Here is a 12419-nt window from a genome sequence, read left to right on the forward strand (position 1 = left end):
AATTTTAACTATAAACTCTTTTTCAACAAGTTTTTAATAATTTCATCTTAAGTTTTAGTAGTTTTAAAAATCAAAAACAAAAACCTTATGAAAATACCCTTATTTTACACACTTTTATTTGTTACTTTTTTAGGTTTCGGACAAGATAATTTGACTTATCAAAGCCCTCCTGAAAGTATTTTAGAACTTGCTGAAGCTCCTCTTGCACCTAGTATTAGAATGGATAGTAAAGGAAATAATATTGTCTTTTTATATGGAAGCAATTTTAAAAGTATTGATGAACTTTCTGAAACAGAAATGCGTTTGGGTGGCTTGCGGATCAATCCAATAACAAACATTGGGAGCAGAACGCGATATTATATAGATGTAAAAGTAAAAAATGGGAAAGATGCGAAAGAAATAAATATATCTGGACTTCCAGAAAATGGTCGTTTTGCCAATTTTACTTGGTCGCCAAACCAAGAATACATGGCTTTTACAAACACCATAACTTCTGGAGTTGAACTTTGGGTCTTGGATATAAACAAAGCTCAAGCCTCAAAACTAAGTCAGCCAAATTTAAATGCCAATATGGGAAATCCGTTTACTTGGTTTAAAGACAGTCATGCTATTTTAGTAACGACTTTACCCGCAAATAGAAAAGCTTTAATTGATACCAAAGAAGCCATCCCAACAGGACCAACTATTTCGGTAAGCGAAGCTGGAGTAAAAGCGCAAAACAGAACCTATCAAGATTTGCTTAAAAATGAAAATGACGAGTATAATTTTGAATTATTAGCACAAGCTGAGTTATATAAATTCAATTTAGATGGCACTTCTACCTTATGGAAAAAAAGTGATATGTATCGCGATTTATCCTTTTCCCCAGATGGCAATTATGTTATGATAACTACAATTAACAGACCTTTCTCCTATTTGGTGCCTTATTATAGATTTCCTTCTTCAACAACCATCTATAATGTAAATGGTGATTTTGTAAACACCTTTCTTGAAGTTCCTTTAATAGAAGATTTACCTCAAGGTTTTATGGCTGAAAGAACTGGAAAAAGAGATATAAGCTGGAGAAATGATAAGCCAGCCACTCTAATTTGGGCAGAAGCCTTGGATGGTGGAGATCCTGAAAATGACGTTGCTTTTCGAGATGAAGTATTTCAACAAGAAGCACCATTTACTGGAAAAATAAGGTCTCTTTTAAAAACAAAAGACCGTTTTAGATTTATTCAATGGGGAGATGATAATACGGCCCTAGCATACGACTATTGGTGGAATACCAGAAACACAAGAACTTATTTGTTCAATCCTTCAAACAATAAACAAGAGCCAAAAGTGGTATTCGATAGAAATTACCAAGATGTGTATAGCAATCCCGGCAATTTTGTTACAAAAAAGAACCATTTTGACGAATATGTTTTAGACTTAGATAAAAACAACGCTTTTTTAACTGGAGATGGTTATAGCGATGCTGGAAAATTCCCTTTTATTGATGAAATAAACTTGGAAAATTTAAAGACTACCAGACTATATCAGTCAACATTAACAGAGCAAGTGGAAGATATTTCCATGGCTTTAAATGCTAATAAAGGCGAATATATAGTTCGAATAGAATCGAAAAATGAATATCCAAATTATTACATACGAAACATTAAGAAACGCATCGGATTAATTCCTCTAACACAATTTGAAAATCCGTTTATAAGCATTCAAAATGTTCAAAAGGAAGTTATTAAATACAACCGTGCAGATGGGTTGGAATTAACAGGCACACTTTATTTACCAACCGATTATGAGGCAGGCAAAAAATACCCCATGATTATGTGGGCTTATCCTGCAGAATTCAAAGACAAAAGTAGTGCGGGACAAAACACAAAAAGTTCCAATGAATTTACCTATCCTTATTATGGGTCTCCAATTTATTGGGTAACTAGAGGCTATGTTGTTTTAGACGACGCCTCTTTCCCTATAGTTGGTGAAGGTGACGAGCAACCAAACGATACTTTTATTGTTCAACTGGTTTCCAATGCCAAAGCCGCAATCGATGCTGTTGACACTTTAGGATATATTGATAGAGATAAAGTTGCTGTTGGCGGACACAGTTATGGCGCATTTATGACAGCGAACTTGTTATCCCACTCCAACCTGTTTGCCGCTGGAATTGCTAGAAGTGGAGCGTATAATAGAACGTTAACGCCTTTTGGTTTTCAAAGTGAAGAACGAAACTATTGGGAAGCTCCAGAGATTTATTATGAAATGTCACCATTTATGCATGCCGATACTATGAAAACACCTTTGCTTTTAATTCATGGCGAAGCAGATAATAATTCTGGAACATATCCTTTACAAAGTGAACGTTATTTCAATGCCTTAAAAGGCTTAGGAGCGCCAGTTAGATTGGTGATGTTACCGAAAGAGAGTCATGGTTATGCTGCCAAAGAATCTATTTTGCATCTTCTATGGGAACAAGATGAATGGCTGGAGACCTATGTAAAAAACAGACCTGAAACATCTGAAATTACAGATTAATAATAACATTTATAAAATATAAAAACCACCTATTTGGTGGTTTTTATATTTTATAATCATTCCTACTATTTCTGTCATTTCGAATGCAGTGAGACATCTATTATTTATGAAAAGATTATTAAAAAGATTCCTCCTCATTTCAGCTTCGCTCAATGAACACGTCGGAATGACAAATTTAAATTTTAGAGATTGATTGTTTCCACTTCGACTGCTCAGTGAGACACTCTGAATGACACTTTATATTTCAATAAGTCTTTTTAATTTCAATGTAACTCATAGCATGTTCTGAAATAGCTGTTATAGATAAAGACGGGTTCACTCCTGGATTTGCCGAAATCATCGAGCCATCACACACCAACATGTTTTTGTAACCAAAAACCTTATTGTGTTTATCAATCACACCTTTTGAAGTATCTTCAGCCATTACAGCTCCTCCAAGAATATGAGCCGTTGTTGGAGTTCCTAACAAAGCATCTGTAAAATTAGCATACGGAATGCCTTTTACTTTTTTTGCCACTTTTTTTCCCAACTCCATAGCTTCTGGAATAAAAGCACTTGGTTTAGGACCCGATTCTTTAACGGTTTTCATTTTAGTAAACTTGCCTAATTTAATTTGTAGCGTACTATCCAAGGTCTGCATAAATAAAAGAATGGTTGTACGTTGGGCATAATTTTTAGAAAAGATAGTTTTAAAGAATCTAGAAGGTGCTTTAAAAAACAAGCCTAGAATCCCTAACAATCTGAAAAGTGCAAATTTATTATGAATGGTTGGCATGGTCATAGCTTTCGTAAAACTAGAACCTTCACCATAACGAACTGGTTCCAGATGACTATTTTCATCTGTATGTAAAATAGAACCAATAGCTATTCCTTTAGAATAATCTTTTGAGTTTTTGTCTGTAGATGTTATTAATAACAAAGATTCGTTATTGGTTCTAATATTTTTACCTACGGCATCAGACAAATTTGGTAATGAAGATGCTTTAAGTTTTAATAATAAGGGAACAGTTCCCACAACACCACCAGAAAATATGACACCTTTAGCTGTAACACTTGCTTTGCTATTTCTTCCTATACTCGATTTATAATCTATTTTATAACCCCCAGAACCATCTTTATTTCCTATAACAGAGACATCAAAAACTTCTTTTTCGGCTATAATTTCAGCACCCAATTGTTGTGCTAAATACAGGTAATTTTTATCTAACGTATTTTTGGCATTGTATCTGCAACCTGTCATACAAGCACCACAAAACACACAACCCGTTCTATCTGGCCCTTTTCCATTAAAATAGGGATCTGGAACTTTTTTACCAGCTTCCCCAAAATATACAGCCACTTTAGTTGCTTCAAAGTGGGCTTCTTTTCCAATATCTTTGGCTAAATCTTTTATTAGTAAATCTGATTCGTAAAGTTTCGGATTGGTAGCTGCTCCCAACATTTTATGAGCAGTGGAATAAAAAGGTTTCAAATCGCTTTCCCAATCACTTAAACTTGCCCAACTTCCAGTCTTAAAAAAATCTGTTTTAGGAATAGGCAAAGTATTCGCATAGGTTAGAGAACCACCTCCTACTCCAACCCCAGAAAGCACGGTGACGTGATTTAAAAAAGTCATTTTAAAAATGCCATGGAGATTTGCTCTAGGCTCCCAAAGCCATTTTTTTAAATTCCAATTGGTTTTTGGGAAGTCTTTGTCTTTAAACCACTTTCCTTTTTCAATAACAAGTACCTTATATCCTTTTTCAGAAAGTCGCAATGCAGATACAGAGCCTCCAAAACCACTTCCAATAATCACATAATCGTAGTCTAAATTCACAAGAGATTGTTTTTTAATGCTACTAAAGATATAACAATAGCTTTAGTATTTTCAAATAGTAGGGATAAGAAATTTCAAGTTCCAAAACCAAAAATCTCAAATATCCAATCTGAAAGTGTCACTTTGTCACTTTTCAAACCTTGGCATTTTTGTTGACTATTAGTTAAAAGTAAAACTAAGTCTAAACAGATTCCTGCTTTCGCAGGAATATAAATAAAATAAATTTATGGCAAAAGGAAATATTAATGTTTCAGTTGAAAACATTTTCCCATTAATCAAAAAGTTTTTATACAGTGACCACGAAATCTTTTTACGTGAGTTAATAAGTAATGCTACAGATGCAACTTTAAAACTAAAACATTTAACAAGTATTGGAGAAGCTACTGTAGAATATGGCAACCCAAAAATTGAAATTAAAATCGACAAAGAAGGTAAAAAACTTCATATTATCGATCAAGGTTTAGGGATGACAGGTGAAGAAGTTGAGAAGTATATCAATCAGATTGCTTTTTCAGGTGCTGAAGAATTTTTAGACAAGTATAAAGATTCTGGAAAAGATTCTGGAATTATTGGGCATTTTGGTCTTGGTTTTTATTCAGCTTTTATGGTTGCTGAAAAAGTAGACATCATTACCAAATCTTTTAAAGACGAACCTGCAGTTATCTGGACTTGCGATGGTAGCCCAGAATTCACTTTAGAACCTCACGATAAAACTGATAGAGGAACAGAAATCGTTCTTCATATAGCAGAAGACTCTACTGAGTTTTTAGCAGAAGCACGTATTAACGAGCTACTTTCTAAGTATAACAAGTTTATGCCTATTCCAATTAAATTTGGAACTAAGGAAGTGAATGATCCTGATCATACACCTGCAACTATAAAAGATGCTGAAGGTAAAGAAACTAAAGAGCCTCAGAAAAAAATAACTGTAGACAACATTATCAACAATCCTAATCCAGCTTGGACCAAACAACCAGCAGATTTAAAAGATGAAGACTATAAAAGTTTCTACAGAGAATTGTATCCTACACAATTTGAAGAGCCTTTATTCCACATTCATTTAAATGTTGATTATCCGTTTAATCTTACAGGAATCTTGTATTTCCCTAAGATGACGAACGATTTAAACATGCAGAAGGATAAAATCCAATTATACCAAAATCAGGTTTATGTAACGGATAATGTGGAAGGAATTGTACCAGAATTTTTAACCATGTTACGTGGTGTTATCGATTCTCCAGACATTCCTTTAAATGTATCTAGAAGTTATTTACAAGCTGATGGCGCTGTAAAAAAGATTTCTACTTACATTACTAGAAAAGTTGCAGATAAATTAAAATCTTTATTCAATGAGAACAGAGAAGATTTTGAAGCTAAATGGAATGATATTAAAATAGTGATTGAATACGGCATGCTTTCAGAAGATAAATTCTTTGAAAAAGCAGATGCGTTTGCATTGTATCCAACGGTTGATGGTAAATATTATACCTACGACGAGCTTTTTAATAAAGTAAAAGCAAATCAAACAGATAAAGACGGGAAATTAGTGCTTCTATATGCGTCTAACCACGATGCACAACACAGTTATATCGAGGCAGCAACTGCTAAAGGTTATGAAGTCTTATTATTAGACTCTCCAATTATCAGTCATTTAATGCAAAAATTAGAGTCTACTAAAGAGAACATCACATTTACGCGTGTTGATTCTGATCATGTAGATAATTTAATCAAGAAAGACGAAACTAAGATTTCTAAATTATCTGAAGAGCAACAAAAAGAATTGGAAGACATTCTAAAAGAAGTGATTCCTGCTGAAAAATTCTCAGTGCAATTAGAATCTATGGACAGTACTGCAACACCTTTTATGATTACGCAACCAGAATTTATGCGTAGAATGAAAGAAATGCAACAAACTGGCGGTGGCGGTATGTTTGGAATGGGTAACATGCCAGACATGTACAACTTAGTTGTAAATACAAATTCGGAATTGGTTAATGAGATCTTAACTACTAAAACGAAGAAAAAACAAGAACGTTTAATTACGCAAAGTTTAGATTTAGCCAGATTGTCCCAAGGCCTACTTAAAGGTGAAGAATTAACAAACTTCATTAAACGTAGCTACGAGATGATAAAGTAATCAGTTTATTCAAAACGAGGTTGCTTTATTAAACTAGCAATGAGATATAAATAAAAACCACTTCAATTATGAAGTGGTTTTTTAGTTAAAAAAAACTAATTTTACTTAAAATCATTCCTTGCAATAATTGAAAAATGAAAAAAGTTTTTAAAATAATTATTTTTAGTCTTGCATCTTTATTACTCCTTTGTGCACTGTTTTTCTTTTGGGCGTCTTCGCCAACATTATCTGTAGAAAACTATAATAAAATAACAATCAACAATTTTAAACAAACAATTAATAACGATTCAATTTACAGTATTATAACTTATAATATTGGTTATTTAAGTGGCATGACTAATAATCTAGCTATTGCAAAACCAAAATCATTATTTGATAACAACCTTGAAAAAGTCATATCAGAATTTAAAACCCTAAATCCAGATTTTATTGCCTTACAAGAAATTGATTATGATGCTTCGAGATCTTATCATGTAAATCAACAAACCGAAATTGCTTCTTTAGGTTATAATTATGTTGCTGAAGCTGTAAATTGGGATGACACCTATGTACCTTACCCATATTGGCCTCCTTCTGTGCACTTTGGGAAAACGGTTTCTGGTCAATCCATATTAAGCAAATATCCAATTGAAAATCAGGAATGTATTGTTTTAGAACGTGTTAATAATGCGCCATTCTATCGTGATGCGCTATATCCAGAACGTTTGGCACAAATTGCAATAATAAAGATTGAAAACAAAAACGTTATTTTAATAAACGTACATCTTGAAGCTTTTGATAAAGCTACTAGAGAAAAACAATTTGCTACTGTATTGGAATTATTTACAAAATATGCTGCAAATTACCCAACCATTTTATTAGGGGATTTTAATAGCGATCCCAAATACACCAATGCAGCCGTAACAGACATCTTAAATTCAGAAACCATTGGAAATGCCGCTTACAGTGCTACTCAATACGACAAGACTTACAATTCTATAAATCCAGATGTGCGAATAGATTATATTTTTTACTCTAAAAACTCCATTGAATATATTGATGGAAAAGTACTAAACCAATTTGAGCAAGCTTCAGATCATTTACCTGTAGAAATGCGTTTTAAATTAAAGTAGATTATATAAAAGGCTCTTCATAATAAAAAAAAATAAGAGCACCCAAACCACTTTGGTGCAGACAAAATGGTTCTTTAGCAGAAAAAAAACTAAGCAAAACTCTTTATTCTCGAGGCACTTCTTCTTTATTCATCATCTTTCTTTTCCTAATCGCCCAAACCGCCGTTGCAGGAATAATCATTAAAGTTGGAATGGTAGAAGCTAATGGTTTTGGAGTACCTTTTAAAAGATGCATGCCATAAGTAAGAATGAGTGTTGTTACCGTTGGAATTAGAACAGCGGCTACAATTGCAAAGTTGCGTTTTTTAATATGTATGGCAATATATTCACAACCTTTCATTAAAAAACCACCAAATAAAAAGGTATAAGTTCCTTGCTTTAAAGCAGCAGTAAGAGATTCTAAAACTAGATTAGTTGAAAAATAGTTTATAGCAAAAACAGTTGTTCCCATAAACAGGGCGCCCGCAATTCCTATTTTAAAATCGAAATATGTATTTAAATTGAATTTCATATGCTTTAAGAAGCTAGAAATATCGGAATTTAATAATAACTATGAAACGAAATGACTGTCTTTAATCATCAAAATTAAAAGACAGTCATTTTATTTTATATATGAATTTGGATAATTACCACTTGAAACAAAGTTGCTCAAATTAGGACAATTCATTATTAGATTCTAAAACTGTAATAGTTGCAGTTGGATCAATTTTATAAATCATATCACGAACAGTTTCCAATTTCTTAGTATTTCGTGTTATTAAAATAAGTTTGCCGTTGTTTTCATAGTGTATCAGTTTTAAAATACCATCTGTATGCTTTTTGTTTTCAAGAATAGATTCTTGAATCAACAGATTTTTAGATGAAAACACCAATAATGTCATATTTTTCAAAGACTTCTTCATATAGTATTCAATGGTCTTACTAATGGCTATAATAGCAATAATACTGTAAGCTGCCATGGTAAAATCTTCAAAGACTAGGATTCCAAAAAAGATAACAATACCATCAATTATAAGAATTAATTGGTTGTAAGGTAATTTTATTTTTGTAGCTAAAATTCTTACCAGGATATCATTTCCACCAGTTGTTGCTCCTGCATTCATAACAATAGAAACAGCCAAGCCAATAATGACCCCACCAAATATTGAAGAAACCAATGCGTCTTCGACATAGATTCTATTTTTCAATAAAGCTGAAAACACATCTATATAAAAAGACACCAGAACCATAGAGAAAGCTGTTTTTATACCCGTTTTTAAACCCAAGACTTTAGTTCCCCATAAAAGCAACGGTATATTTACCAACAAGGCTAGAAGCCCTATGGATAAGCCCGTTAGTTTATTTGCGACAATACTTAGGCCTAAAACACCTCCAGGAACAATGTTATGCGGAATAATAAAAATAACATATGCGATGGCTAATAGCACAGAACCACCAAAAACCCATGTATAGCTTTTAAGTTCTTTAAGGACAATCTCTTTTTTTAATATGAGTGTTAATTTGTTTTTCATGATTTCATGCAAAAAAAAATTCCTTTGATTATGGTGTTAATCAAAGGAATTTAAAATTATAATTAATTTATTTTATTCTCTTCGATATATAGGGATGTACTTACACATATTTTTACATGTAATTATATTTATCCTACAAATTGATGGCATCTTAAATGACTTCATTTTTAATGTTTTTGTATAAAAAAAGCGTTCTTACTTTTTAGTAGAACGCTTAAATTTATTATTTAAATATATAGTACGTTCTATGGATTGGGATTTCCCCAAATCATCTGACACTTACTATGTATATTATTTTTTCTCATCTTGAAGCGACAAAGTTATTACTAAATTTTAAGGCACAAGATAAATTTCTCTTTTTTTTATGATTTTTTTTCGGAAGTCATTATTCCCATTTAAATATTATAAAAATGAAAATATAATTTTAGAAATTGAATCTTTTAAAATTCAACTATCTTTGTAGAAAATATGAATACATGTCGTTTAAAGACTTACAACTTATTGATCCCCTTTTAAAAGCCATTGAAGAACAAGGTTATAAAACACCTACTCAAGTTCAAAAAAAAACCATTCCATTAGTTTTAGCAAAGAAGGATGTTATTACTTCTGCTCAAACAGGAACTGGAAAAACAGCTGCTTTTGCTTTGCCTATATTACAGTTGCTTTCTGAAAAACCAGAAGCTTCCAGAGGTGGAAAAACAATTAAGGCGGTTATTGTAAGTCCTACTAGAGAATTGGCACTTCAAATTGGGAATAATTTTAAAGCTTACGGTAGACATACGCATCTAAGATCCACGGTTATTTTTGGTGGGACTCCTATTGAACCTCAAATAGATGTTTTAACTAAAGGTGTTGATATTTTAGTAGCGACTCCTGGACGTTTAATCGATTTACAAAAACAAGAATTTATTGACCTCGATGATGTTGAAATACTGGTTTTAGACGAAGCCGATTTAATGTTAGACATGGGATTTATTGATGATGTTAAGAAAATTGTTAGTTTATGTCCGAAAGAAAAACAAATTTTATTGTTTTCGGCAACCATGCCATATAAAGTAGAGCAATTAGCAAATACTATTTTAAATACGCCAGAACGTATAGAGATTCATACCACTTTATCTTCTGCAAATAATATTGGTCAAGTTTTATATTACGTACCAAAACGAAATAAAATAGAACTGTGTTTACACTTATTACGAAATGAAATAAAAGGAAGTATTTTAATTTTTAGACGCACCAAATTTGGAGTTGATAAATTAGAGCAGACTTTATTAAAAAACGAATATCAGGTAGAAACGCTTCATGGAGATAAGTCTCAAGGCGATAGACAAACAGCTTTAAAAAAGTTTAAAAGCGGAGGCGTAAATATCCTGATTGCTACGGATGTTGCGGCACGTGGGATAGATATCAATGAATTGGATGCTGTAATCAATTTCGATTTACCTAATATTCCTGAAACTTATGTCCATAGAATTGGTAGAACTGGACGTGCAGGAAATTCTGGAATGTCTTACTCTTTTTGTGCTGCAGACGAGAAAACCTATGTGCAAAGCATACAACAGTTGCTACAAATACAAATTCCTGTTGAAGAAGCACATCCTTATCCGTTAGATCCAAATACAAAAGCTGAAATTCATAAATCGAGCCAAACCACTAGTAACCATAAAAAAGGACGTAAAAGCGCCGCTTCAAGAAAGAAAAAGAAACGTTGGTATTAATTTATTGGATGTTGTAGAGTTGTTAGCTGTTGGGTGTAGAGTCTCTGGCTTTATTTAATTAGAATTTAGTCTTTTATCAAAATAACTTTTAAGCATGGGTATTTGTATACAAACCATCATACTTAAAAGCATGATGCCATACATGGTTGTTGTTCCTAATTTAAATCCAGAAAACGGATTGGAAAACTTCAGCTTAGAAATAAGATTGAAATCTTTGGTAATAAACCAACTATTTTGTTGTGTATCTGCAGAAAGAAGGACAAATAGAATCAATGCAATTACACTTGCAAAAACAGCAAACCAAACCTTCTTGGAAATTAAAGGCTCATAAACTGTTACTTTACTTTTAGCAGTAACCTGTTGCATGACAAGAGATGTAAAATCAAATGAAGGAGATTCTAAAACAGAATCCTTCATGGCTTTATCCACTAGTTTTTCTATGTATTTATCTACGTTCTCTTTCATAATGCTCAATAATTTCGGGTTCCAAACGCTCTTTTAAAATAGCTGTTAATTTTTTTCTACTCCTAAAGAGTTTCACTTTTACGTTATTAGCTGTTAAACCAACAACTTTCGCAATTTCATCTAAAGATTGATCTTCAAAATAATATAAAGTAATTAAAAAACTTTCTTCACTTGGTAACAAATACAAACAATCCTGAATGGCTTGTTTACGTTCAGTGGCAACCATGTTTTCTAAAGCGTTATCTATGGTTTTTACTTGATGTTCTGTATATTCATCAATAGCAACTTCGTTATATTTTCTTTTATTTTTTTTAATTCTATCTAAACAGGTATTATAAGCTACCTTATAAATCCAAGTCGAAAATTTTGAATCGCCTTTAAATTTAGACAACGACTTATAGGCTTTTATAAAGGTATCTTGAGAAACTTCTTCTGCTTCTTCCCTATGTTTTAACATTCGTAACGCCAAAGTAAACACCAACTCTTTATACCGATCTACTAAAATTGCAAATGCATTCGTATCGCCTTCAGTAATTTGATTGATGAGTATTTGGTCGTTGTTGGTGGTCATTTGATATTAAGACGCCAATTGATTATATATGGTTACACTTTTATTCATATTATATTTAAAAAACTATTTTTTTACTTTTTTTGTAACCTAAACTCAAAACGCATCGTCATAAGCTATGAACACATTAAAATTAATCAATTAAAAACAAACAGTTATGGGATCAGAATTAATTATTATTCCAATTATATTTGGAGCAATTTTCGGAGTTTTTTACTTATTCTTTTCAACAAGAAATAAAGAACGATTAGCACTTATTGAAAAAGGTGCCGATGCCAGTATTTTTATGAAAGGCAGACAAAGTACAGCTCCTATTTGGAAAGTCTTTATTTTAAATCTTGCTCTAATATTAATGGGTATAGGAATAGGTATATTCATCGCTTCTTTACTAGATAATTACACCTCATTAGATAATGATGCTGTTTATCCTTCAATCATTTTCTTTATGGCAGGAGCAGGTTTATTTGTAGGTTTTAAAATGACTAAAGATCTAGACAAAGAGTAATTTATTACATTTTACACGCTTTTTAACCTGCTAATTAATCAATAGCAGGTTTTTTTATTTTAATTAA

The 12419-nt window shown here is 32.2% G+C and carries 10 protein-coding genes; 5 read left to right on the plus strand and 5 right to left on the minus strand.

What is annotated here, in order from left to right; translation table 11 throughout:
- Positions 1 to 87: 87 nt before the first annotated feature.
- Positions 88 to 2520: an alpha/beta hydrolase family protein gene (locus IEV77_RS13125; RefSeq protein WP_188465560.1), complete on the plus strand. Its 2433-nt coding sequence runs from the start codon at positions 88 to 90 to the stop codon at positions 2518 to 2520.
- Between the two features lie 244 nt (positions 2521 to 2764).
- Here the strand turns inward: IEV77_RS13125 and IEV77_RS13130 are convergent, their stop codons facing one another.
- A complete protein-coding gene (locus IEV77_RS13130) occupies positions 2765 to 4336 on the minus strand; it encodes a GMC oxidoreductase (protein WP_188465562.1) in 1572 nt (523 codons plus the stop codon).
- A gap of 226 nt (positions 4337 to 4562) precedes the next feature.
- On the opposite strand from IEV77_RS13130, the gene htpG reads away from it, so the two are divergent.
- Entirely contained in the window at positions 4563 to 6473 is a 1911-nt protein-coding gene (gene htpG, locus IEV77_RS13135) for a molecular chaperone HtpG (RefSeq protein WP_188465564.1), read from the plus strand.
- Between the two features lie 134 nt (positions 6474 to 6607).
- Positions 6608 to 7585 carry an endonuclease/exonuclease/phosphatase family protein gene (locus IEV77_RS13140; RefSeq protein ID WP_188465567.1) on the plus strand — a complete coding sequence of 326 codons (978 nt, stop codon included), beginning with the start codon at positions 6608 to 6610 and terminating at the stop codon, positions 7583 to 7585.
- Positions 7586 to 7688: 103 nt separating this feature from the next.
- Here IEV77_RS13140 and IEV77_RS13145 read toward each other — a convergent pair whose 3' ends face one another.
- Complete coding sequence (locus tag IEV77_RS13145) at positions 7689 to 8096, minus strand: hypothetical protein (RefSeq protein WP_188465569.1); 408 nt, start codon at positions 8094 to 8096, stop codon at positions 7689 to 7691.
- Positions 8097 to 8238: 142 nt separating this feature from the next.
- The gene (locus IEV77_RS13150; RefSeq protein ID WP_188465571.1) at positions 8239 to 9096 is read right to left on the minus strand and encodes a YitT family protein; all 858 of its coding nucleotides are present in this window, start codon (positions 9094 to 9096) and stop codon (positions 8239 to 8241) included.
- Between the two features lie 476 nt (positions 9097 to 9572).
- Here IEV77_RS13150 and IEV77_RS13155 point away from each other — a divergent pair, with 476 nt between their 5' ends.
- Complete coding sequence (locus tag IEV77_RS13155; protein ID WP_188465573.1) at positions 9573 to 10814, plus strand: DEAD/DEAH box helicase; 1242 nt, start codon at positions 9573 to 9575, stop codon at positions 10812 to 10814.
- Between the two features lie 54 nt (positions 10815 to 10868).
- Here IEV77_RS13155 and IEV77_RS13160 read toward each other — a convergent pair whose 3' ends face one another.
- On the minus strand, positions 10869 to 11279 hold the full coding sequence (locus IEV77_RS13160; protein WP_188465576.1) for a hypothetical protein: 411 nt from the start codon (positions 11277 to 11279) through the stop codon (positions 10869 to 10871).
- Positions 11260 to 11850, minus strand: a complete 591-nt coding sequence (locus IEV77_RS13165) for an RNA polymerase sigma factor (RefSeq protein ID WP_188465578.1) — start codon at positions 11848 to 11850, stop codon at positions 11260 to 11262. Before IEV77_RS13165 ends, IEV77_RS13160 begins: the two co-directional genes overlap by 20 nt.
- Positions 11851 to 12004: 154 nt before the next feature.
- Between IEV77_RS13165 and IEV77_RS13170 the strand changes: the two genes are divergently transcribed.
- Positions 12005 to 12352: a DUF6249 domain-containing protein gene (locus IEV77_RS13170; protein WP_188465580.1), complete on the plus strand. Its 348-nt coding sequence runs from the start codon at positions 12005 to 12007 to the stop codon at positions 12350 to 12352.
- Positions 12353 to 12419: the final 67 nt, after the last annotated feature.

This window comes from Xanthomarina arctica (genome assembly GCF_014638915.1).
Classification (GTDB): Bacteria; Bacteroidota; Bacteroidia; order Flavobacteriales; family Flavobacteriaceae; genus Xanthomarina; species Xanthomarina arctica.

Coding starts and splice junctions, on each gene's coding strand:
- IEV77_RS13125 (WP_188465560.1), top strand. CDS start 88: ATGAAAATACCCTTATTTTACACACTTTTATTTGTTACTTTTTTAGGT.
- htpG (WP_188465564.1), top strand. CDS start 4,563: ATGGCAAAAGGAAATATTAATGTTTCAGTTGAAAACATTTTCCCATTA.
- IEV77_RS13140 (WP_188465567.1), top strand. CDS start 6,608: ATGAAAAAAGTTTTTAAAATAATTATTTTTAGTCTTGCATCTTTATTA.
- IEV77_RS13145 (WP_188465569.1), bottom strand. CDS start 8,096: ATGAAATTCAATTTAAATACATATTTCGATTTTAAAATAGGAATTGCG.
- IEV77_RS13150 (WP_188465571.1), bottom strand. CDS start 9,096: ATGAAAAACAAATTAACACTCATATTAAAAAAAGAGATTGTCCTTAAA.
- IEV77_RS13155 (WP_188465573.1), top strand. CDS start 9,573: ATGTCGTTTAAAGACTTACAACTTATTGATCCCCTTTTAAAAGCCATT.
- IEV77_RS13160 (WP_188465576.1), bottom strand. CDS start 11,279: ATGAAAGAGAACGTAGATAAATACATAGAAAAACTAGTGGATAAAGCC.
- IEV77_RS13165 (WP_188465578.1), bottom strand. CDS start 11,850: ATGACCACCAACAACGACCAAATACTCATCAATCAAATTACTGAAGGC.
- IEV77_RS13170 (WP_188465580.1), top strand. CDS start 12,005: ATGGGATCAGAATTAATTATTATTCCAATTATATTTGGAGCAATTTTC.